18 protein-coding genes are annotated in these 22,372 nt (G+C 59.2%); 16 read left to right on the plus strand and 2 right to left on the minus strand.

The window, feature by feature from the left end:
• Positions 1 to 168: 168 nt before the first annotated feature.
• Both OK411_RS06440 and map read right to left on the minus strand, forming a co-directional pair.
• Positions 169 to 2,871 (minus strand): [protein-PII] uridylyltransferase, encoded by a 2,703-nt coding sequence (locus tag OK411_RS06440; RefSeq protein ID WP_016771478.1) that lies wholly within the window; start codon positions 2,869 to 2,871, stop codon positions 169 to 171.
• Between the two features lie 40 nt (positions 2,872 to 2,911).
• Positions 2,912 to 3,694: a type I methionyl aminopeptidase gene (map, locus tag OK411_RS06445; protein ID WP_016771477.1), complete on the minus strand. Its 783-nt coding sequence runs from the start codon at positions 3,692 to 3,694 to the stop codon at positions 2,912 to 2,914.
• Between the two features lie 373 nt (positions 3,695 to 4,067).
• On the opposite strand from map, the gene rpsB reads away from it, so the two are divergent.
• The 16 genes from rpsB (at position 4,068) to dnaE (ending at position 22,285) form a co-directional block, all read left to right on the plus strand.
• Positions 4,068 to 4,805, plus strand: coding sequence for a 30S ribosomal protein S2 (rpsB, locus tag OK411_RS06450; RefSeq protein WP_003222119.1), 738 nt, complete (start codon positions 4,068 to 4,070; stop codon positions 4,803 to 4,805).
• 191 nt (positions 4,806 to 4,996) lie between these two features.
• Positions 4,997 to 5,860, plus strand: a complete 864-nt coding sequence (tsf, locus tag OK411_RS06455; RefSeq protein WP_076566115.1) for a translation elongation factor Ts — start codon at positions 4,997 to 4,999, stop codon at positions 5,858 to 5,860.
• Between the two features lie 209 nt (positions 5,861 to 6,069).
• Positions 6,070 to 6,813, plus strand: coding sequence for a UMP kinase (pyrH, locus tag OK411_RS06460; protein WP_003222124.1), 744 nt, complete (start codon positions 6,070 to 6,072; stop codon positions 6,811 to 6,813).
• On the plus strand, positions 6,810 to 7,367 hold the full coding sequence (gene frr, locus OK411_RS06465) for a ribosome recycling factor (protein ID WP_007954771.1): 558 nt from the start codon (positions 6,810 to 6,812) through the stop codon (positions 7,365 to 7,367). The genes pyrH and frr overlap by 4 nt, the downstream gene beginning before the upstream one ends.
• A 14-nt stretch (positions 7,368 to 7,381) precedes the next feature.
• A complete protein-coding gene (uppS, locus tag OK411_RS06470) occupies positions 7,382 to 8,137 on the plus strand; it encodes a polyprenyl diphosphate synthase (protein ID WP_016771475.1) in 756 nt (251 codons plus the stop codon).
• Positions 8,137 to 8,943 (plus strand): phosphatidate cytidylyltransferase, encoded by an 807-nt coding sequence (locus OK411_RS06475; RefSeq protein WP_217879404.1) that lies wholly within the window; start codon positions 8,137 to 8,139, stop codon positions 8,941 to 8,943. Before uppS ends, OK411_RS06475 begins: the two co-directional genes overlap by 1 nt.
• A complete protein-coding gene (ispC, locus tag OK411_RS06480) occupies positions 8,940 to 10,130 on the plus strand; it encodes a 1-deoxy-D-xylulose-5-phosphate reductoisomerase (RefSeq protein ID WP_264364598.1) in 1,191 nt (396 codons plus the stop codon). Before OK411_RS06475 ends, ispC begins: the two co-directional genes overlap by 4 nt.
• A gap of 55 nt (positions 10,131 to 10,185) precedes the next feature.
• Complete coding sequence (rseP, locus tag OK411_RS06485; protein ID WP_110600137.1) at positions 10,186 to 11,538, plus strand: sigma E protease regulator RseP; 1,353 nt, start codon at positions 10,186 to 10,188, stop codon at positions 11,536 to 11,538.
• Positions 11,539 to 11,612: 74 nt separating this feature from the next.
• The gene (bamA, locus tag OK411_RS06490; protein WP_024011830.1) at positions 11,613 to 13,988 is read left to right on the plus strand and encodes an outer membrane protein assembly factor BamA; all 2,376 of its coding nucleotides are present in this window, start codon (positions 11,613 to 11,615) and stop codon (positions 13,986 to 13,988) included.
• A 45-nt stretch (positions 13,989 to 14,033) separates the two neighbouring features.
• A complete protein-coding gene (locus tag OK411_RS06495) occupies positions 14,034 to 14,537 on the plus strand; it encodes an OmpH family outer membrane protein (protein ID WP_003222140.1) in 504 nt (167 codons plus the stop codon).
• Positions 14,538 to 14,540: 3 nt separating this feature from the next.
• Complete coding sequence (lpxD, locus tag OK411_RS06500; RefSeq protein WP_016771470.1) at positions 14,541 to 15,596, plus strand: UDP-3-O-(3-hydroxymyristoyl)glucosamine N-acyltransferase; 1,056 nt, start codon at positions 14,541 to 14,543, stop codon at positions 15,594 to 15,596.
• Between the two features lie 106 nt (positions 15,597 to 15,702).
• Complete coding sequence (gene fabZ, locus OK411_RS06505) at positions 15,703 to 16,143, plus strand: 3-hydroxyacyl-ACP dehydratase FabZ (protein WP_016771469.1); 441 nt, start codon at positions 15,703 to 15,705, stop codon at positions 16,141 to 16,143.
• Entirely contained in the window at positions 16,140 to 16,916 is a 777-nt protein-coding gene (gene lpxA / locus OK411_RS06510) for an acyl-ACP--UDP-N-acetylglucosamine O-acyltransferase (RefSeq protein WP_264364599.1), read from the plus strand. The genes fabZ and lpxA overlap by 4 nt, the downstream gene beginning before the upstream one ends.
• 2 nt (positions 16,917 to 16,918) lie before the next feature.
• On the plus strand, positions 16,919 to 18,049 hold the full coding sequence (gene lpxB / locus OK411_RS06515) for a lipid-A-disaccharide synthase (protein ID WP_264364600.1): 1,131 nt from the start codon (positions 16,919 to 16,921) through the stop codon (positions 18,047 to 18,049).
• 11 nt (positions 18,050 to 18,060) lie between these two features.
• Positions 18,061 to 18,687 carry a ribonuclease HII gene (gene rnhB, locus OK411_RS06520; protein ID WP_016771466.1) on the plus strand — a complete coding sequence of 209 codons (627 nt, stop codon included), beginning with the start codon at positions 18,061 to 18,063 and terminating at the stop codon, positions 18,685 to 18,687.
• Between the two features lie 76 nt (positions 18,688 to 18,763).
• The gene (gene dnaE, locus OK411_RS06525; RefSeq protein WP_122747625.1) at positions 18,764 to 22,285 is read left to right on the plus strand and encodes a DNA polymerase III subunit alpha; all 3,522 of its coding nucleotides are present in this window, start codon (positions 18,764 to 18,766) and stop codon (positions 22,283 to 22,285) included.
• Positions 22,286 to 22,372: the final 87 nt, after the last annotated feature.

Consider the following 22,372-nt stretch of genomic DNA (forward strand, 5'->3'; position numbering starts at 1 on the left):
GTTGGGCTGCGCAGCGGCCCCAAAACCATCACTGCGGTTCAACTGAATGTCCGCATACACAGGTTTTACGACTGCTTCGCAGCCCAACGGGGATAAATCCCCTTGCCACAGGGGATTGTATGTACCGGAGGAAGGCATGGGCTGCATTCACACGGATAAACGGGTGATTCAGATACTGATCCGCGAAAGTTTGATATCCGGTTCCTGATTGACGCTCAGCTGTTCGACGATCGCATCCTGCAGACGGCTGCACAGCAGCGGATCAGACAGCGGCTGGTTGTGCGCGTCGGTGATGAAGAACACGTCTTCCACGCGCTCGCCCAAGGTCGCAATCTTGGCGTTCTGCAGCGACAGGTCGAACTCGAGGAAAATCCCCCCGACCCGCGCCAGCAGGCCCGGCCGGTCGGGCGCGGTCAGCTCCAGCACGGTCACCGGACGCTGGGCGTCGTTGTGAATGGTGACCTGCGGCGCAAAGGCGAAATGCTTGAGCTGGCGCGGCACACGGCGCTGGATGATCGTTGGGTAGTCGTCCGGGTTGCGCAGCGCTTCGGTCAGGCCTTCGCGGATCTGCTTGATCCGCGCGGGGTTGTCGCCGATCGATTCGCCTTCGTTGTCGAGCACGATGTAGGTGTCGAGAGTGAACTGGCTGCTCGAGGTGATGACCCGGGCATCGTGAATGTTCAGGTTGAGCTGGTCCATCGCCGCCACGGTCACGGCGAAGAAATCATGCTGGTCCGGCGCATAAATGAAGATCTGCGTGCCGCCTTCAAACTCGCGCTGGGTGGTTTCCTTGATCAGCACCAGCGGCCCGCCATCCACCGGTTGCTGCAGGATCGCATCGCTGTGCCAGGCTACATCGCCGGCGGTGTGGCGCAGGAAATAGTCATCGCCCAATTGCGCCCACAGCTGCTCGACATCGTCCGGATCGGTGCCGCCGCGCACCAGAATGTCCAGCGCCGCGCTTTGCGTCTGGCGAATCTGTTCTTCGCGGTCCACCGGATTTTCCAGGCCGCGGCGCAGGGCGCGCTTGGTCTCGGTATAAAGCTGGCGCAGCAGGCTGGCGCGCCATGAGTTCCACAGCGTCGGGTTGGTCGCGTTGATGTCGGCCACGGTCAGCACGTAGAGGTAGTCGAGGCGGGTTTCGTCACCGACCGCCTGGGCGAAATCGTGGATCACCTGCGGGTCCGACAGATCCTTGCGCTGCGCAGTGGTGGACATCACCAAATGGTTCTGCACCAGCCAGACGATCAGGCGGCTGTCCCACACCGGCAACTGGTGACGCTGGCAGAACGCCTCGGCATCGACCGCGCCGATCTCCGAGTGATCGCCATGCCGGCCCTTGCCGATGTCGTGATACAGACCGGCCATGTAGATCAGCTCAGGTTTGGGCAGCTTGGCCATGAGCTTGGCGGCCAGCGGAAATTTCTCCGAGACCTGGGTGTACTGCAGTTTGCGCAGGTGCTTGATCAGATTCAGCGTGTGCGCATCGACCGTATAGATGTGGAACAGGTCGTGCTGCATCTGCCCGACGATAAAACCGAACTCCGGCAGATAGCGCCCGAGAATGCCGTAACGGTTCATCCGCCGCAGATTGCGGTGGATGCCGATCTTGCACTTGAACAATTCGATGAACAGGCTGGTGTTGCGGATATCGTTACGGAAGTTGTCATCGATCAGATGACGATGTTCTCGCAGCAGACGAATGGTGTCGGCGCGCACGCCTTTGATTTCCGGCTGTTGGGCCATCAGCACGAAAATTTCCAGCATGGCGAACGGCGTGCGGCGGAACACGTTGTCATTGCGCGCTTCGATGTAGCCGTCATGCAGCTGGAAGCGTGAATTGATCGGTTGCGGCGGCGCTTCGTCTTCCGGAGCGAGGATGACTTCCTCGAAGTGCTGGATGATCAGATCGCTCAACTGGGCAATGCTCATCACCGTGCGGAAGTACTGCTGCATGAAGTTTTCGACCGCCTGTTTGGCGTCGTCTCCTTCAAAGCCGAGCAGGCCGGCAATGGTGCGCTGATGATCGAACAGCAAGCGGTCTTCGGAGCGGCCGGCGAGCATGTGCAGGGCGTAGCGCACTTTCCACAGGAATTCCTGGGAGGAGGCGAGCAGGGCGTTTTCGCTTTCGACCAGAAAGCCTTCGCCAGCGAGGGCGCGCAGGTTCAGGGTGCCGTACTGACGGCGGGCGACCCAGAGGATCGTCTGAATATCGCGCAGGCCACCGGGCGAGCCTTTAACGTTCGGTTCGAGGTTGTACTCGGTGTCGTTGTATTTGTGGTGACGTGCTTTCTGTTCTGCACGCTTGGCCAGGAAGAACTCCTTGGCCGGCCACATGTGCGCGGTGCTGGTGACGTCGAGCATGCGCTGGCGCAGACGCTCGGGGCCGCAGATGGTGCGGCTTTCCATCAGATTGGTGACCACAGTCAGGTCGGCGCGGGCCTCTTCTGCGCATTCGTCGACCGAGCGCACGCTCTGGCCGACCTCCAGACCGATGTCCCAAAGCAGCGTCAGAAAACGCTCGATGGAATCGCGGAAAACTTCGTGGTCGGCACTGTCGAGCAGGATCAGCAGATCAATGTCGGAATACGGGTGCAACTCGCCGCGACCGTAGCCGCCCACCGCCACCAGAGCGATGTCGGCGTCTTCGCTCCAGTTGAACTGCTCCCAGGCCTTTTGCAGGATATTGTCGACAAACCAGGCGCGGTCCTCAATCAGCCGGCGGATGTCGCGGCCATTGCGAAAACGCGTGTCGAGGACCTCGCGGGCCTGGCGGATCGCCTTCTTGAACGCCGCGATAGGACTCGCTTTGAGGGCCAGTTCAGCCTGGAACTGGCCGCGGTCGAAGAGTTCGGGATCCACCTGCGGCATCGATTGGCTTTCCTTCTATAGGCTGGGAGCGTTCTGGGTGTCAGGCCGAGACACGCGGGATGGTGTCATCGCTGCGCAAGGTGAAGATCTCGTAGCCGGTGTCGGTGACCAGCAGGGTGTGTTCCCACTGTGCCGAGAGCTTGCGGTCCTTGGTGATCGCGGTCCAGCCGTCGCCCAGAACCTTGGTGTCGGCCTTGCCCTGGTTGATCATCGGCTCGATGGTGAAGGTCATACCGGCCTTCAGTTCCATGCCGGTGCCGGCGCGACCGTAGTGCAGAATCTGCGGTTCTTCGTGAAAGACCTTGCCGATGCCGTGACCGCAGAACTCGCGCACCACCGAGAAACCGTTCTTTTCCGCGTGCTTCTGGATGACTTCGCCGATGTCGCCGAGGCGGCAGCCAGGTTTGACGATCTCGATGGCCTTGTACATGCATTCCTGGGTGACCTGCGACAGACGCTCGGCCCAGACCGGCACTTCGCCGACGTGGAACATGCGGCTGGTATCACCGTGGTAGCCGTCTTTGATCACCGTGACGTCGATGTTCAGGGTGTCGCCGTTTTTCAGCGGCTTGTCGTTAGGGATGCCGTGGCAGACCACATGGTTGATCGAAGTGCAGATCGACTTCGGGTAGCCCTTGTAGTTGAGCGGGGCAGGGATGGCCTGCTGCACATTGACGATGTAGTCGTGGCAAATCTGGTTGAGCTGATCGGTGGTCACGCCCGGTTTGACATGTTCGGCAATCATTTCCAGCACATCGGCGGCCAGTTTGCCGGCGACACGCATGCCAGCGATGTCCTCGGGGGTTTTGAGGTTGACGGTCATACAGGCTCTCTCTGCGCTCGGCGGCGCTTACGGATACGAATTGGGTGGCAAGCGTACATTTTGCGACCCTGAAAAACGCGATTCTACCAGACGGGAGGCGCAAATCCGCGCCTGCATGTCTGGCTTGTGTCTATACAATGGTGCCCATCGAGCCGATTCCAAGGGGGCTGCGCCCATGTCCTTGGTGCGAATACAGATTCCGGGTTCCGTTTCTGCGCACCCTGTGGTATAAAATGCGCCGCTTTCCGGGGATGCCCCGAAAAGCTTAAATCCACACACGTGTCGACACGATGACCTGGGTGCCTTGGGCTTTATGCCTCTGGTTGGTCATTGGGATGCGTGGAGGCCAAACCCGACTTATCAAGGAACTATCATGTCCCAAGTCAACATGCGCGATATGCTGAAGGCCGGTGTGCACTTCGGTCACCAAACCCGTTACTGGAATCCGAAAATGGGCAAGTACATTTTCGGCGCGCGTAACAAGATTCACATCATCAACCTTGAAAAAACCCTGCCAATGTTCAACGAAGCTCTGACTTTCGTAGAGCGTCTGGCCCAGGGCAAAAACAAGATTCTGTTCGTCGGCACCAAGCGTTCCGCTGGCAAGATCGTTGCTGAAGAAGCAGCACGTTGCGGTTCGCCGTACGTCGATCACCGCTGGTTGGGCGGCATGCTGACCAACTTCAAGACCATTCGTGCTTCCATCAAGCGTCTGCGTGACCTTGAAGTTCAAGCCGAAGACGGTACTTTCGCCAAGCTGACCAAGAAAGAAGCGCTGATGCGCTCCCGTGATCTTGAGAAGCTGGATCGTTCGCTGGGCGGCATCAAGGACATGGGCGGTCTGCCAGACGCACTGTTCGTGATCGACGTTGACCACGAGCGCATCGCGATCACCGAAGCCAACAAGCTGGGCATTCCGGTCATCGGCGTTGTCGATACCAACAGCAGCCCGGAAGGCGTTGACTACATCATTCCAGGCAACGATGACGCCATCCGCGCTATCCAGCTGTACATGGGTTCGATGGCTGACGCAGTTATCCGCGGCCGCAACAACGTTGCTGGCGGTACTGTAGAATTCGCAGCTGAAGAAACTCAGGCTGCAGCTGAGTAATCGACGCCCCTGGCGTTGACTCAGTAAGCAAAAAGGGGGCTTGGCCCCCTTTTTGCCACCTCGAAAACCATTTGTCGGCGCCCACGTCTGTATTTGTCATGTGCGGCAGCCAACATGGGTGGTTCGGGAAGAATTGAACGCCCGTTCGATCGGGTGGAATGGTTGAAAACCTATCCAAGAGGAATTTGAAAATGGCAGCAATTACTGCAGCGTTGGTCAAAGAACTGCGCGAGCGTACCGGCGAAGGCATGATGGATTGCAAGAAAGCCCTGGAAAAGGCTGACGGCGACATCGAAAAAGCCATTGATGACATGCGTGCTTCGGGCGCCATCAAGGCTGCGAAAAAAGCTGGCAACGTTGCCGCTGAAGGCGCAATCGCCATCAAATCGAATGACAAGGCAGCCGTGCTGCTGGAAGTCAACTCGCAGACCGACTTCCTGGCCCTGCAAGACGACTTCAAGAACTTCGTTGCTGCCAGCGTAGAAAAAGCTTTCGACGAAAAACTGACCGACGCAGCTCCGCTGATCGCCGCTCAGGAATCGGCTCGTGAAGCGCTGGTTGCCAAAGTCGGCGAGAACGTCAACATCCGTCGTCTGGTACGCGTAGAAGGTGACGTTGTCGGCACCTACCTGCACGGTAACAAGATCGGTGTTGCTGTTGTCCTGAAAGGCGGTGACGTCGAGCTGGCCAAAGACATCGCTATGCACGTTGCTGCAAGCAACCCTGAGTTCCTGCTGCCTTCGCAAGTCTCCGCCGAAGCGATCGAGCGTGAGAAAGCTGTGTTCCTGCAACTGAACGAAGAAAAGATCAAAGGCAAGCCAGAAAACATTGTTGAGAACATGGTCAAAGGCCGTATCAGCAAGTTCCTGGCAGAAGCGAGCCTGGTCGAGCAGGCGTTCGTCAAGAACCCTGAAGTCAAGGTTGGCGAGCTGGCCAAGAAAGCCGGTGCTGAAATCGTTTCCTTCACTTACTTCAAAGTAGGCGAAGGCATCGAGAAGCCGGTCGACAACTTCGCTGAAGAAGTTGCTGCCCAGCTGGCTGCCGCCAAGCAATAAGACGGTTTTTCAACTGTCGCCCGAAAGAGGCTGCCCGCTAACGCGCGCAGCCTCTTTTCAGATGGGGTACCAATTTTTTATTTGGTTTCCACCCGGAACTGACTTACAAAGCCATGTTCCGATGGCGCTGCAGCAGCGCCAAGCTAGAGTGAACGCCAGCTGTAAACAGCTCGCAAAGAATTTTAAATACGCCGCAGGAGAGATTCGCAATGGCTCAGCAGGGCAGTGGTTATCAGGCTCGCTATAAACGCATTCTACTCAAGCTTAGCGGCGAGGCCCTGATGGGCTCGGAAGAGTTCGGGATCGATCCGAAGGTACTGGATCGCATGGCGCTGGAAGTCGGCCAGCTGGTCGGCATCGGCGTGCAGGTCGGTCTGGTGATCGGCGGTGGCAACCTTTTCCGTGGCGAAGCCCTGAGCAAAGCCGGTATGGATCGGGTCACGGGCGACCACATGGGCATGCTGGCCACTGTGATGAACGCCTTGGCCATGCGCGATGCGCTGGAACGTGCCAATATCTCGGCCATCGTCATGTCGGCCATTTCCATGGTCGGTGTGACCGATCATTACGATCGCCGCAAAGCCATGCGCCACCTGAACTCCAAGGACGTCGTGATCTTCGCGGCCGGTACCGGCAATCCGTTCTTCACCACGGATTCGGCAGCCTGCCTGCGTGCAATCGAAATCGACGCCGACGTTGTGCTCAAGGCCACCAAGGTTGATGGCGTGTACACCGCAGACCCGTTCAAGGACCCGCATGCCGAGAAGTTCGATCATCTGACTTATGATGAAGTACTGGATCGCAAGCTGGGTGTAATGGATCTGACTGCTATCTGCCTGTGCCGCGATCACAAGATGCCGCTGCGCGTATTCAACATGAACAAGCCCGGCGCCCTGCTGAACATCGTGCACGGCGGCGCTGAAGGGACTTTGATCGAGGAAGGCCAACAATGATCAACGAAATCAAGAAAGACGCCCAAGCGCGTATGCAGAAATCCCTGGAATCTCTGAACCACGCGTTCGGCCAGATTCGTACCGGCAAGGCTCACCCGAGCATCCTTGGCAGCGTCATGGTGCCTTACTACGGCACTGACACTCCGCTGAGCGGCGTTGCCAACGTCACCGTGAAGGATTCGCGCACCCTGCAGGTCGTGGCCTTCGAGCGCAACATGCTCGCTGCCGTCGACAAGGCAATCCAGAGCGCCGGTCTGAACCTCAACCCGACCAATCTGGGCGAGTTGCTGTTGATCCCGATGCCTGCCCTTACCGAAGAAACGCGCAAAGGCTTCACCAAGCAGGCCCGCAGTGCAGCCGAAGACGCGCGCGTAGCCGTGCGCAACATCCGTCGCGATGCTTTGGGTGAGCTGAAAAAACTGGTCAAGGACAAGGAAATCAGCGAAGACGAAGAGCGTCGTGCCATCGCCGATATCGATAAGCTGACCAAAGAATCCGAGGCCCAGATCACCAAGGCCACGGACGAGAAAGAAAAAGACCTGATGGCCGTATAAGGGTCGAGCTTTAAATGGACAAGACCAAGCAGACTGCGCCGTCCGCGGTGCCGCGCCATGTCGCGATCATCATGGATGGCAATAATCGCTGGGCGAAAAAACGCTTTATGCCGGGTGTCGCCGGGCATAAAGCGGGCGTGGATGCTGTGCGGGCGGTGATCGAGGTGTGCGCTGAGGCCAAGGTCGAAGTCCTGACCCTGTTCGCCTTCTCCAGTGAAAACTGGCAGCGCCCGGCCGATGAAGTCAGCGCTTTGATGGATCTATTCTTCAAGGCGCTGCGTCGTGAGGCCAAGCGTCTCAACGACAACAACATCAGCCTGCGCATCATTGGTGATCGTTCGCGCTTCCACCCTGAGCTTCAGGCGGCGATGCGCGAGGCCGAGGCCATGACGGTCGGTGCCAACCGCTTTGTCCTGCAGATCGCCGCCAATTATGGCGGCCAGTGGGATATCGCTCAGGCCGCGCAACGTCTGGCGCGTGAAGTCCAGGCCGGGCATTTGCGCCCGGAGGACATTACCCCGGATCTGCTGCAAACGTGTCTGGCTACCGGCGATCTGCCGTTGCCTGACCTGTGCATTCGCACCGGTGGCGAGCATCGCATCAGCAACTTCCTGCTGTGGCAGCTGGCCTACGCCGAGCTGTACTTCTCCGACCTGTTCTGGCCGGACTTCAAACACGACGCCATGCGCACCGCGCTGGCCGATTTCGCTTCACGCCAGCGTCGCTTCGGTAAAACGAGCGAGCAGGTCGAAGCTGGAGCCCGGGTTTAATGCTTAAACAACGAATCATCACTGCACTGATCCTGCTGCCGATCGCCTTGTGCGGGTTTTTCCTGCTCAAAGGTGCCGGCTTCGCGCTGTTCATTGGCCTGGTGGTGAGCCTCGGTGCCTGGGAATGGGCGCGTCTGGCCGGCTTCACCGCACAATCGTTCCGCATCGGCTTTGCCGCTGTGGTCGCCCTGATGCTGTTCGTCATGTATGTGCTGCCGGGCCTTGCGCCTTGGGTGCTCGGTGCATCGGTGATCTGGTGGGCGATTGCGACTTATCTGGTGCTGACGTATCCACGCTCCAGCGCGCACTGGTCCACAGCGGCAACCAAGCTGCTGATCGGCTTGCTTATCCTGCTGCCTGCGTGGCAGGGTCTAGTGCAGATCAAGCAGTACCCGCTGGGTAACTGGTTGATCATGGCCGTGATGGTGCTGGTCTGGGGCGCGGACATCGGCGCTTATTTCTCCGGACGCAAGTTCGGCAAGCGCAAGCTGGCGCCGCAGGTCAGTCCGGGCAAGAGCTGGGAAGGTGTTTACGGTGGTCTGGCGCTGAGTCTGGTGATTACCGCGATCGTCGGGCTGGTGCGCGACTGGACCGTGGCCGAACTGCTCAAAGGCCTGGTTGGCGCGGCAGTGATCGTCTTCATTTCCGTGGTCGGTGACCTTACCGAAAGCATGTTCAAGCGCCAGTCCGGCATCAAGGACAGCAGTAATCTGCTGCCCGGGCATGGTGGCGTGCTGGATCGCATCGACAGCCTGACCGCAGCCATTCCGGTGTTCGCCGTATTGCTCTGGATGGCCGCCCCGTGAGTCGTCCCCAGCAGATTACCGTGTTGGGTGCGACCGGTTCGATCGGTCTGAGCACCCTGGATGTGATTGCGCGTCATCCTGAGCGTTATCAGGTTTTTGCATTGAGTGGTTTCACCCGTCTTAGCGAATTGCTCGCGCTGTGCGTTCGTCATGTACCGCAATTTGCCGTGGTGCCTGAAGGTGCTGCGGCGCGTGGGTTGCAGGATGACTTGCGTGCAGCCGGTTTGCCGACTCGTGTGCTGGTAGGTGAGGAGGGCCTGTGTCAGGTTGCCTCCGCGCCTGAAGTCGACGCGGTCATGGCGGCCATTGTCGGTGCGGCGGGTTTGCGTCCGACACTGGCTGCGGTGGAGGCGGGCAAGAAAATTCTGCTGGCCAACAAAGAAGCGCTGGTGATGTCCGGCGCGCTGTTCATGCAGGCCGTGCGCAAAAGTGGCTCGGTGCTGCTGCCGATCGACAGTGAGCACAACGCGATTTTTCAGTGCATGCCCGCGGATTTCGCGCGCGGCTTGAACTCGGTGGGGGTGCGGCGGATCTTGCTGACCGCCTCTGGCGGGCCTTTCCGGCAGACGCCGATGTCCGAGCTGGCGAATGTTTCGCCTGAGCAGGCGTGTGCACATCCGAACTGGTCCATGGGGCGCAAGATCTCCGTGGATTCGGCAAGCATGATGAACAAGGGCCTGGAACTGATCGAAGCCTGCTGGTTGTTCGACGCCAAACCGTCTCAGGTCGAAGTTGTGATTCATCCGCAGAGCGTGATCCATTCTCTGGTGGATTACGTCGATGGCTCGGTCCTGGCGCAGTTGGGTAATCCGGACATGCGCACGCCGATCGCCAACGCCCTGGCCTGGCCTGAGCGTATCGATTCCGGCGTACCGCCACTGGATCTGTTTGCCATTGCGCGACTGGATTTCGAAGCACCCGATGAAAGTCGTTTCCCCTGTCTGCGTTTGGCCCGTCAGGCGGCCGAAGCTGGCGACAGCGCGCCGGCGATGCTCAACGCGGCCAATGAAGTGGCCGTGGCAGCGTTTCTCGACGGACGGGTTCGCTACCTGGAAATCGCGAGTATCATCGAGGAAGTCTTGAATCTGGAGCCGGTGGTGGCTCTGCACGACCTCGACGCCGTGTTTACGGCGGACGCGAAAGCGCGATTGCTGGCCGAGCAATGGTTGAGTCGGCACGGCCGATAGTTTTTTGTAATGCAACGGCGACACGCGACACTGAACAGGATTGCGGAGAAAGTAGATGAGCGCGCTCTATATGATTGCCGGCACCCTGATCGCCTTGGGTGTGCTGGTCACCTTCCACGAATTCGGCCACTTCTGGGTCGCGCGCCGCTGTGGCGTCAAGGTTCTGCGGTTTTCCGTGGGCTTTGGCATGCCGTTGCTGCGCTGGCATGACAAGCAAGGCACTGAATTCGTGGTCGCCGCGATTCCCTTGGGCGGCTATGTCAAGATGCTCGACGAGCGCGAAGGCGAAGTGCCGGTCGATCAACTCGATCAGTCGTTCAATCGCAAATCGGTACGTCAGCGTATCGCCATTGTTGCCGCTGGCCCGATTGCTAACTTCCTGCTGGCGTTAGTCTTCTTTTGGGTCTTGGCGATGCTCGGCAGCGAGCAGGTGCGTCCGGTCATTGGCGCGGTCGAGTCTGGCAGCATTGCCGCCAAGGCTGGTCTGAACGCTGGCCAGGAGATTGTATCGATCGATGGCGAGCCAACGTCAGGTTGGGCTGCGGTCAATCTGCAACTGGTGCGCCGTCTCGGTGAGAGCGGCGCCATTCAATTGCTGGTGCGCGAGCAGGGTTCGACGGCAGAATCGCCGCGCACGCTGGCCCTGGATAACTGGCTAAAAGGCGCCGACGAGCCGGATCCGATCCGCTCGCTGGGCATTCGTCCTTGGCGTCCGGCCTTGCCGCCGGTGCTTGCCGAGCTGGACCCGAAAGGTCCGGCTCAGGCGGCGGGGCTGAAAACCGGCGATCGATTGCTGGCGCTTGATGGCCAGCCGCTCGATGACTGGCAGCAAGTGGTCGATACCGTTCGTACGCGTCCTGATACCAAAATCATGCTGCGCATCGAGCGCGACAATGCTCAAATCGACGTCCCTGTGACCCTGGCGGCGCGCGGTGAAAGCAAAGCGCCAAGCGGTTATCTGGGCGCTGGCGTCAAAGCCATCGACTGGCCGCCGGAAATGATCCGCGAGGTCAGTTATGGCCCGCTGGCCGCGATTGGCGAGGGTGCCCGTCGCACTTGGACCATGAGCATTCTGACGCTGGATTCACTGAAGAAAATGCTGTTCGGCGAGCTCTCGGTAAAAAACTTGAGTGGACCGATAACCATTGCTAAAGTGGCGGGCGCTTCTGCCCAGTCGGGCGTCGCTGATTTCCTGAATTTCCTTGCTTATCTGAGTATTAGCCTGGGCGTTCTGAATTTGCTGCCCATTCCTGTACTGGATGGGGGGCATTTGTTGTTTTATCTGATCGAGTGGGTGCGTGGTCGCCCCTTGTCGGATCGGGTGCAAGGTTGGGGGATACAGATCGGTATCAGTTTGGTGGTCGGGGTGATGTTGCTTGCTCTGGTCAACGATCTGGGTCGACTGTAACGCTTCGCTGAATTGCGAATCTGCCGCATTTTGCGGCAGTTTGTTTATTGCCAGTTGGAATAAGAAAGGACTTCATGAAACGTCTGCTGCTAACTGCGGTTCTCACCGTATTGATGATCGCCGAAGTTCACGCCGAGTCCTTCACTATCTCTGATATTCGCGTCAATGGCCTCCAGCGGGTCTCCGCGGGTAGCGTCTTTGGTGCCTTGCCGTTGAACGTCGGCGAGCAGGCGGATGATCGTCGCCTGGTGGAATCCACTCGTGCGTTGTTCAAAACCGGTTTCTTTCAAGATATCCAGCTGGGCCGCGAAGGCAACGTTCTGGTCATCACCGTCGTCGAGCGTCCTTCGGTCGCCAGTATTGAAATCGAAGGCAACAAGGCGATTTCCACTGAAGACCTGATGAAGGGCCTCAAGCAATCCGGTCTGGCCGAAGGCGAAATCTTCCAGCGCGCCACCCTCGAGGGTGTGCGTAACGAACTGCAGCGTCAGTACGTTGCCCAGGGTCGTTACTCCGCTACCGTCGACACCGAAGTGGTTTCGCAGCCGCGTAACCGGGTGGGTCTGAAGGTGAAGATCAACGAAGGTACCGTTGCCGCCATCCAGCACATCAACGTGGTAGGCAATACGGTTTTCCCTGAGGAAGACCTGACTGACCTGTTCGAACTGAAAACCACCAACTGGCTGTCGTTCTTCAAGAACGATGACAAATATGCCCGTGAAAAACTCTCCGGTGACCTGGAGCGTCTGCGTTCCTACTATCTGGACCGCGGCTACATCAACATGGACATCGCTTCGACCCAGGTATCGATTACCCCGGACAAGAAGCACGTGTACATCACCGTCAACGTCACCGAAGGCGAGAAGTACACCGTTCGTGACGTCAAGCTCAGTGGCGACCTGAAAGTCCCTGAAGAGCAGATCAAGTCGCTGTTGCTGGTGCAGAAGGGCCAGGTGTTCTCGCGCAAGCTGATGACCACCACCTCCGAGCTGATCACCCGTCGTCTGGGTAACGAGGGCTACACCTTCGCCAACGTCAACGGCGTGCCTCAGCCGCACGATGATGACCACACTGTAGACATCCTCTTCGCTGTCGATCCGGGCAAGCGTGCCTACGTCAACCGCATCAACTTCCGTGGCAACACCAAGTCCGAAGACGAAGTGCTGCGTCGTGAAATGCGTCAGATGGAAGGCGGCTGGGCTTCGACCTACCTGATCGACCAGTCCAAGACCCGTCTGGAGCGTCTGGGCTTCTTCAAGGAAGTCAACGTTGAAACCCCGGCCGTGCCAGGTGTCGACGACCAGGTTGATGTGAACTACGCCGTTGAAGAACAGGCTTCCGGTTCGATCACCGCGAGCGTCGGTTTCGCCCAGAGCGCCGGTCTGATCCTCGGTGGCTCGATCACCCAGAACAACTTCCTCGGTACCGGTAACCGCGTCAGCATCGGTCTGACCCGCAGCGAATACCAGAGCCGCTACAACTTCGGCTATGTGGACCCGTACTGGACCGCTGATGGCGTGAGCCTGGGTTACAACGCGTTCTATCGCACCACTGACTACGATGAGCTCGATGCCGATATCTCGAGCTACGCCGTCGACAGCCTGGGCGCTGGCGTCAACGTTGGCTACCCGATCAGCGAAACATCGCGTCTGACCTTCGGTCTGTCTGCTCAGCAGGACAAGATCAACACCGGTCGCTATACCGTTGACGAGATTTTCGATTTCGTCGACAAGGAAGGCGACAACTACCTGAACTTCAAGGCCTCGGCCGGTTGGTCCGAGTCGACCCTGAACAAAGGCGTGTTGCCGACCCGTGGTCGTTCCCAGAGCCTGACCCTGGAAACCACCATTCCGGGCAGCGACCTGTCGTTCTTCAAACTTGACTACCGTGGTCAGCTGTTCCAGCCGATCACCGAAAACTACACACTGCGCCTGCACTCCGAACTCGGTTATGGCGACGGTTACGGTTCGACCGATGGTCTGCCGTTCTATGAAAACTACTATGCCGGTGGTTTCAACTCGGTTCGTGGCTTCAAGGACAGCACCCTCGGCCCGCGCAGTACGCCGAGCCGTGGCACCAATCCGGGCACGTCGCTTGATCCGGACCAGGATCCGCTGCCGTTCGGTGGTAACGTCCTGATCCAGGGCGGTGTAGAAGTTCTGTTCCCGCTGCCATTCGTCAAGGATCAGCGTTCCCTGCGGACTTCGGTTTTCTGGGATGTCGGTAACGTGTTTGACTCGCAGTGCAAGGACACTACGAACGCGAACGGTTCCTCGTCCAACACCAAGTGCAACGACATCAGCCTGAGCAACATGGCCAGTTCCGTCGGTGTCGGCGTGACCTGGGTCACCGCACTGGGTCCGTTGAGCTTCGCCCTGGCGATGCCGATCAAGAAACCGGATGACGCTGAAACTCAAGTGTTCCAATTCTCCCTCGGCCAGACGTTCTAAGCGTCTGACCCAAGATAACGACAATGGATTTTGTAGGAGTGCATCGTGCGTAAGTTGACTCAATTGGTTCTCCTGGCCTCCGTACTGGTGGCAGGCCCGGCGTTCGCCGACATGAAAATTGCCGTGCTGAACTATCAGATGGCACTGCTGGAATCCGACGCGGCGAAGAAGTACGCCGTGGATGCCGAGAAGAAGTTCGGTCCGCAACTGACCAAGCTGAAAACCCTGGAAAGCAGCGCCAAAGGCATTCAGGACCGTCTGATGGCCGGTGGCGACAAAATGCAGCAGGGCGAGCGTGAGCGTCTGGAGCTGGAATTCAAGCAAAAGGCCCGCGACTTCCAGTTCCAGTCCAAAGAGCTGAACGAAGCCAAAGCCGTTGCCGACCGTGAAATGCTCAAGCAGCTGAAGCCGAAACTGGACAGCGCTGTGGAAGAAGTCATCAAGAAGGGTGGTTTTGACCTGGTGTTCGAGCGTGGCGCAGTCATTGATGTCAAACCTCAGTACGACATCACGCGCCAGGTTATCGAGCGCATGAATCAGCTGAAGTAACCCATGACCGTGACTATCAGGCTCGGCCAGTTGGCCGAGCACCTCGGCGCCACCCTGCGTGGCGACCCCGAGAGGCAAATTACTGGGCTAGCCACTTTGCAAGAGGCTGGCCCAGCTCAGTTGAGCTTTCTGGCAAATCCCCAATACCGCAAATACCTGGCCGGTTCTCAAGCAGCTGCACTGCTGCTCAAGGAAGCCGACGCTGAGGGTTTTGCCGGTAATGCCCTGGTGGTGCCTGATCCTTACCTGGCCTATGCACGTATTTCGCATCTGTTCGATCCAAAGCCAAAAGCGGCTGGCGGGATTCATCCGACAGCGGTGATCGCGGCGGACGCGGTGGTTGACCCAAGTGCCAGCATCGGTCCGTTCGTGGTGATCGAAGCCGGTGCACGCATCGCTGCACAGGTAACGCTGGGCGCGCATTGCGTAGTCGGCGCGCGCAGCGAAATCGGTGAAGGCGGCTGGCTCGCTCCGCGCGTTACGCTGTATCACGATGTGCGCATCGGCAAGCGTGTGGTTATTCAGTCCGGCGCAGTGATCGGCGGTGAGGGCTTCGGCTTCGCCAACGAAAAAGGTGTCTGGCAAAAAATCGCCCAGATCGGTGGCGTGACCATCGGCGACGATGTCGAGATCGGCGTGAACACCGCCATCGACCGCGGCGCTCTGGCCGATACTGTGATCGGCAACGGTGTGAAGCTCGACAACCAGATTCAGATCGCGCACAACGTCCAGGTCGGTGATCACACCGCCATGGCTGCGTGCGTTGGCATTTCCGGCAGCACCAAGATCGGCAAGCACTGCATGCTCGCCGGCGGTGTTGGTCTGGTCGGCCACATTGACATTTGCGACAACGTTTTCCTGACCGGGATGACCATGGTGACTCACTCGATTACCGAGCCGGGCGCCTATTCTTCCGGCACAGCCATGCAACCGGCGGCCGAATGGCGCAAAAGCGCGGCCCGCATCCGTCAGCTCGATGACATCGCGCGACGGTTGAAACAGCTGGAAAAGCGCGTTGGGGAAGTGACCCCTGACGGTAATGCTTCATCTGATGGCTGATACCATTTCCATATCAAGTGTGCACAGCCTCTGGACTGCCTCCTTGATTTGCTAGAGGAGTGCGCGTCAGTCGCGCTCCCAATCTTTACATAGGCTTTCCCCTGAAATGATGGACATCAACGAGATTCGCGAATACCTGCCTCACCGTTACCCGTTCCTGCTGGTGGACCGGGTGGTGGAACTGGACACTGAAGGCAAGCGAATTCGCGCCTACAAGAATGTCAGCATCAATGAACCGTTCTTCAATGGTCACTTCCCTGCGCATCCAATCATGCCGGGCGTGCTGATCATCGAAGCGATGGCTCAGGCTGCCGGGATCCTCGGTTTCAAGATGCTCGACGTCAAACCGGCCGACGGCACCCTGTATTACTTCGTCGGTTCCGACAAGCTGCGCTTCCGTCAGCCAGTCAAGCCGGGCGATCAGTTGATCCTTGAAGCGACCTTCATCAGCTGCAAGCGCAAGATCTGGAAGTTCGAATGCCAGGCTTCGGTGGACGGCAAGCCGGTCTGCTCGGCAGAAATCATCTGCGCGGAACAGAAAGTATGAGTTTGATTGACCCTCGCGCAATCATCGATCCGTCCGCCGTTCTGGCTGACGGCGTCGAGGTCGGCCCGTGGTCGATCATCGGCGCAGGTGTGGAAATCGGCGAGGGTACCTTGATCGGGCCGCACGTGATCCTCAAGGGGCCGACCCGCATTGGCAAGCACAATCGCATCTACCAGTTTTCTTCGGTAGGCGAAGACACCCCGGATCTGAAGTACAAAGGCGAGGAAACCCGCCTGGTGATCGGCGACCACAACGTCATTCGTGAAGGCGTGACCATTCACCGTGGCACCGTGCAGGACCGTTCGGAAACCACCCTGGGTGATCACAACCTGATCATGGCCTATGCCCACATCGGCCATGACAGCGTCATCGGCAACCACTGCATTCTGGTCAACAACACTGCGTTGGCCGGGCATGTACACGTTGACGACTGGGCGATCCTCTCCGGTTTCACCCTGGTGCATCAGTACTGCCACATCGGCGCCCACAGCTTTTCCGGCATGGGCACGGCGATCGGCAAGGACGTTCCGGCGTTCGTCACCGTGTTCGGCAACCCGGCCGAAGCGCGCAGCATGAACTTCGAAGGCATGCGCCGTCGCGGTTTCAGCGAAGACGCGATTCATGCGCTGCGCCGTGCCTACAAGACGGTCTATCGGCAGGGCCTGACGGTCGAACAGGCGCTGGCCGAGCTGGCCGAGCCTTCTGCGCAGTTCCCCGAAGTCGCCGTGTTCCGTGATTCGATCCAGGCATCGACTCGCGGCATCACCCGCTGATCATGGCCAATCTGCGTATTGCGCTGGTGGCGGGTGAGGCTTCCGGTGACATTCTCGGCGCCGGCCTCATGCGTGCGCTCAAGGCTCAGCACCCGGCAGTCGAGTTCATCGGTGTCGGCGGTCCGCTGATGCAGGCCGAAGGCCTGACCTCGTACTTCCCCATGGAGCGCCTGTCGGTCATGGGCCTGGTCGAAGTCCTCGGTCGGCTGCGTGAGTTGCTCAAGCGCCGCAAGGAGCTGATTGCCACACTGATCGCCGCCAAGCCGGACGTGTTCATCGGCATCGATGCGCCGGATTTCAACCTCAATATCGAACTCAAGCTGCGTCAGGCCGGGATCAAGACCGTGCATTACGTCAGCCCGTCGGTGTGGGCATGGCGGCAGAAGCGGGTGCTGAAGATCCGCGAAGGCTGCGATCTGATGCTGACCCTGTTGCCGTTCGAGGCGAAATTCTACGAAGAGAAAGGCGTGCCGGTGCGTTTCGTCGGTCACACCTTGGCCGATACCATTCCGCTGCAAGCCGACCGCGCCGCTGCACGCGCCGAACTGGGCTTGGCCGACGGTCCGCTGGTAGCGCTGATGCCGGGCAGCCGTGGCGGGGAAGTCAGTCGCCTCGGTGCGCTGTTCCTCGACACCGCCGAACGTCTGCGCGCGATGCGTCCGGGCGTGCGCTTTGTCATGCCTTGTGCAAACCCGGACCGCCGGGTGCAACTCGAGGCCTTGCTTGCTGGCCGGGATTTGCCAGTAACCTTGCTCGACGGTAAATCCCACTTGGCCCTCGCCGCGTGCAACGCCGTGTTGATCGCCTCCGGCACTGCTACCCTTGAAGCGCTGCTGTACAAGCGGCCGATGGTGGTGGCGTATCGGTTGGCGCCGCTGACATTCTGGATTCTCAAACGCATGGTCAAGAGCCCGTACGTGTCGCTGCCCAATTTGCTCGCTCAGCGCTTGCTGGTGCCGGAGTTGTTGCAGGATGATGCGACTGTCGAAGCCTTGGCGCAGACACTGTCGCCCTTGATCGATGGCGGTGATGAACAGACGCGCGGTTTCGACGAGATCCACCGCACGCTGCGGCGCGATGCTTCCAATCAGGCGGCGCAAGCCGTCCTTGACCTGATCGGCAAACCACAATGAGCAAGACAAGCATGCAAATGGGCCTGGATTTCACTCTGGTAGCCGAAGTCGAAGAACTGGTCGCCGGTGTTGATGAAGTCGGTCGTGGCCCGTTGTGCGGTGCGGTGGTAACGGCAGCAGTGATTCTCGATCCGAACCGGCCTATCCTCGGCCTCGACGATTCGAAAAAGCTCACCGAAGCCAAGCGCGAAAAGCTCTACGACGAGATCTGCGAGAAAGCCCTGAGCTGGTGCATCGCCCGTGCCGAAGTTGAAGAAATCGACGATCTGAATATCCTCCACGCGACCATGCTGGCCATGCAGCGCGCGGTTGCCGGTCTGCATATTCAGCCGAAGCTGGCGATGATCGACGGTAACCGCTGCCCGCATTTGCCGATGCGTGCCGAGGCGGTGATTCAGGGCGACGGCAAGGTGCCGGCGATCGCGGCGGCGTCGATTCTGGCCAAGGTCAGTCGTGACCGCGAAATGGCGGCGTTCGAATTGATCTACCCGGGCTACGGCATCGGTGGCCACAAAGGCTATCCGACGCCCGTTCATCTGGAAGCGCTGGCGCGGCTCGGCCCGACGCCGATTCACCGCCGCTCGTTCGCCCCGGTACGCCTGGCTTACGAGGCGCGGGAAAGCCTGACGCAGGTTTAGGCGCAAGGCTGATGTTTTATTCGAGGCCCGGTACAATCCGGGCCTCGTTGTCTCTATGTAACTGGACAGGATCACTATGCCGGCTTCATTCGTTCATCTACGCCTGCACACTGAATACTCCCTGGTCGACGGGCTGGTGCGGATCAAGCCGCTGGTCAAAGCGCTGACCGCCATGAACATGCCGGCAGTCGCGGTCACCGACCAGAACAACATGTGTTCCCTGGTCAAGTTCTATAAAAACGCCATGGGCGCCGGCATCAAGCCGATCTGCGGCGCCGACCTGTGGCTGGCGAACAAGGACCCGGATGCACCGCTGAGCCGCCTCAGCCTGCTGGTGATGAACGCTCAGGGTTATCGCAATCTCACCGAACTGATCTCGCGCGGCTTTATCGAAGGCCAGCGCAACGGCATGGTCATCGTCGAGCGCGAATGGGTGGCCGAGGCCAACGAAGGTTTGATCATGCTGTCCGCCGCCAAAGAAGGCGAGATCGGCATGGCCATGATCGGCGGCAACCCGGCGGAAGCCGAGGCCTTGGCGCGCGAGTGGATGGCGGTGTTCCCGGATCGTTTCTATCTGGAAATCCAGCGCACCAACCGCCCCAACGATGAAGAGCAACTGCACGGCGCCGTGGCGCTGGCCGACAAGCTTGGCGCGCCGCTGGTGGCGACCAACGATGTGCGCTTCATCAAGCAGGAAGACTTCGCCGCCCACGAAACCCGTGTGTGCATCGGTGAAGGCCGCGCCCTCGATGACCCGCGTCGTTCGAAGAATTACAGCGATCAGCAATACCTGAAAAGCGCCGAGGAAATGCTCGAGCTGTTCAGCGATATTCCCGACGCCATCGAAAACACCGTCGAGATCGCAAAACGCTGCAACATCGAAGTGAAGCTGGGCACGCACTTCCTGCCCAACTTCCCGATCCCCGATGGCATGACCATCGACGAATATTTCCGCAAGGTCTCCTTCGAAGGGCTCGAAGAACGCCTGGCGGTGCTGCTGCCCAAGGACACCACCGAAGACTACGAAGCCAAGCGCCAGGTCTACGTCGACCGCTTGAATTTCGAGCTGGATATCATCATCCAGATGGGCTTCCCCGGTTACTTCCTGATCGTGATGGACTTTATCCAGTGGGCCAAGAACAACGGCGTACCGGTAGGTCCGGGCCGTGGGTCGGGTGCCGGATCGCTGGTGGCTTACGTACAGAAGATCACCGACCTCGACCCGCTGGAATATGACCTGCTGTTCGAACGTTTCCTTAACCCGGAACGGGTTTCCATGCCCGACTTCGACGTCGATTTCTGCATGGACGGCCGTGACCGGGTGATCGATTACGTGGCCGAGAAATACGGCCGCAACGCGGTGAGCCAAATCATCACCTTCGGTTCCATGGCCGCCAAGGCTGTGGTCCGTGACGTGGCGCGGGTGCAGGGCAAGTCCTATGGCCTGGCGGATCGTCTGTCGAAGATGATTCCGTTCGAAGTCGGCATGACCCTGGAAAAAGCCTACGAGCAGGAAGAGATCCTGCGCGACTTCATCAAGGTCGATGAAGAAGCGGCGGAAATCTGGGAGATGGCGCGCAAGCTCGAGGGCGTGGTGCGTAACGTCGGCAAACACGCCGGTGGTGTGGTAATCGCGCCGACCAAATTGACCGACTTCTCGCCGATCTATTGCGACGAGGCCGGTGACGGTCTGGTGACCCAGTTCGACAAGGATGACGTTGAGGCCGCCGGTCTGGTGAAGTTCGACTTCCTCGGCCTGCGGACCCTGACGATCATCGACTGGGCGCTGAAAACCATCAACCGCGACCGCGCCAAGGTCAACGAGCCGCCGCTGGATATCGCCTTTATCCCGCTCGACGACAAGCCGACCTACCAGTTGCTGCAAAAAGCCGAAACCACGGCGGTGTTCCAGCTTGAATCCCGGGGCATGAAAGAGCTGATCAAAAAGCTCAAGCCTGACTGCCTGGAAGACTTGATCGCACTGGTGGCACTGTTCCGTCCGGGCCCGCTGCAATCGGGCATGGTGGACGACTTCATCAACCGTAAGCACGGTCGCGCCGAACTGGCGTATCCGCACTCGGACTACCAGTACGACGGGCTCAAGCCGGTATTGGCGCCGACTTACGGCATCATCCTGTATCAGGAACAGGTGATGCAGATTGCTCAGGTCATGGCCGGTTACACCCTCGGCGGTGCGGACATGCTGCGTCGAGCGATGGGTAAGAAAAAGCCTGAAGAAATGGCCAAGCAGCGCGGCGGTTTCATTGAGGGTTGCGCGACCAACGGGATCGACGCGGATCTTGCCGGTAACATTTTCGACCTGGTGGAAAAGTTCGCCGGTTACGGCTTCAACAAATCCCACTCCGCCGCTTACGGCCTGGTGTCCTACCAGACCGCTTGGCTGAAAGCTCACTACCCGGCGCCGTTCATGGCTGCGGTACTCTCGGCGGATATGCACAACACCGACAAGGTCGTGACCTTGATCGAAGAAGTGCGGACGATGAAGCTGCGCCTCGACGCGCCGGACGTGAACACTTCGGAGTTCAAGTTCACGGTGAACGACGACGGCCGCATCGTTTACGGCCTCGGCGCGATCAAAGGCGTCGGTGAAGGTCCGGTTGAAGCGATCACCGAAGCGCGTCAGGCCGGTCCGTTCAAGGATCTGTTCGATTTCTGCGCGCGGGTCGACCTCAAGCGCATCAACAAACGAACTCTTGATGGCTTGATTCGCAGCGGCGCGCTGGATCGCCTCGGCCCGTACTTCCACGACGAACAAAAGGCCTATCAAGCCAACATCGACCGTAACCGCGCGGTACTGCTGGCGGCGATGGAAGAGGCGATCAAGGCGGCCGAGCAGACCGCGCGAACCCACGACAGTGGCCACGCCGACCTGTTTGGCGGCTTGTTCGTCGAAGAAGACGCCGACGTTTACGCGTCTCATCGCAAAGCCAAGGAACTGACCCTCAAGGAACGCCTCAAGGGTGAAAAAGACACCCTGGGCCTGTACCTGACCGGTCACCCGATCGACGAATACGAAGGCGAGATCCGCCGTTTCGCCCGCCAGCGCATCATCGACCTGAAGCCGGCGCGTGACACGCAAACCGTAGCGGGGATGATCATTGCCCTGCGGGTGATGAAGAACAAGAAGGGCGACAAGATGGGCTTCATCACCCTCGACGACCGCTCCGGGCGGATCGAAGCGTCGCTGTTTGCCGATGCGTTCCATTCGGCGCAATCACTGTTGCAGACCGACGCGATGGTGGTGGTTGAAGGCGAGGTCAGCAATGACGACTTCTCCGGCGGCCTGCGCCTGCGGGTCAAGCGGGTGATGAGCATGGAGGATGCGCGGACCAATCTGGCCGAAAGCCTGCGCTTGAAGCTGCACACCCAGGATCTCAAAGGCGATCAGCTACGCTGGTTGGGCGAACTGCTCAAGCGTCATCGCGGCGCGTGCCCGGTGACCATGGAGTACACCAGCCCGGATGCGAAGACCTTGCTGCAGTTCGGCGAGACCTGGCGGATCGACCCGGCGGATACCTTGATTCAAGCCCTGCGTGACCAGTTCGGGCGAGACAACGTCTTCCTCCAATACCGTTGACCGGCAAGTGCCATCATTGCGCTTGCCCGCAACCTGAATTTTTAATCTCGACCTCAGCGCGCCTCTCCCTTAAGGTAGGGCGCGAAT

Origin of the sequence: Pseudomonas sp. RG1, from assembly GCF_025910115.1 — a bacterium.
Classification (GTDB): domain Bacteria; phylum Pseudomonadota; class Gammaproteobacteria; order Pseudomonadales; family Pseudomonadaceae; genus Aquipseudomonas; species Aquipseudomonas atacamensis.

Bases quoted from the DNA above. Each gene is read 5' to 3' on its own strand.
- rpsB (WP_003222119.1), top strand. From the start codon at position 4,068: ATGTCCCAAGTCAACATGCGCGATATGCTGAAGGCCGGTGTGCACTTC.
- lpxB (WP_264364600.1), top strand. From the start codon at position 16,919: ATGGCCAATCTGCGTATTGCGCTGGTGGCGGGTGAGGCTTCCGGTGAC.
- rseP (WP_110600137.1), top strand. From the start codon at position 10,186: ATGAGCGCGCTCTATATGATTGCCGGCACCCTGATCGCCTTGGGTGTG.
- frr (WP_007954771.1), top strand. From the start codon at position 6,810: ATGATCAACGAAATCAAGAAAGACGCCCAAGCGCGTATGCAGAAATCC.
- rnhB (WP_016771466.1), top strand. From the start codon at position 18,061: ATGCAAATGGGCCTGGATTTCACTCTGGTAGCCGAAGTCGAAGAACTG.
- pyrH (WP_003222124.1), top strand. From the start codon at position 6,070: ATGGCTCAGCAGGGCAGTGGTTATCAGGCTCGCTATAAACGCATTCTA.
- dnaE (WP_122747625.1), top strand. From the start codon at position 18,764: ATGCCGGCTTCATTCGTTCATCTACGCCTGCACACTGAATACTCCCTG.
- bamA (WP_024011830.1), top strand. From the start codon at position 11,613: ATGAAACGTCTGCTGCTAACTGCGGTTCTCACCGTATTGATGATCGCC.
- OK411_RS06440 (WP_016771478.1), bottom strand. From the start codon at position 2,871: ATGCCGCAGGTGGATCCCGAACTCTTCGACCGCGGCCAGTTCCAGGCT.
- tsf (WP_076566115.1), top strand. From the start codon at position 4,997: ATGGCAGCAATTACTGCAGCGTTGGTCAAAGAACTGCGCGAGCGTACC.
- lpxD (WP_016771470.1), top strand. From the start codon at position 14,541: ATGACCGTGACTATCAGGCTCGGCCAGTTGGCCGAGCACCTCGGCGCC.
- map (WP_016771477.1), bottom strand. From the start codon at position 3,694: ATGACCGTCAACCTCAAAACCCCCGAGGACATCGCTGGCATGCGTGTC.
- fabZ (WP_016771469.1), top strand. From the start codon at position 15,703: ATGATGGACATCAACGAGATTCGCGAATACCTGCCTCACCGTTACCCG.
- OK411_RS06475 (WP_217879404.1), top strand. From the start codon at position 8,137: ATGCTTAAACAACGAATCATCACTGCACTGATCCTGCTGCCGATCGCC.
- uppS (WP_016771475.1), top strand. From the start codon at position 7,382: ATGGACAAGACCAAGCAGACTGCGCCGTCCGCGGTGCCGCGCCATGTC.
- lpxA (WP_264364599.1), top strand. From the start codon at position 16,140: ATGAGTTTGATTGACCCTCGCGCAATCATCGATCCGTCCGCCGTTCTG.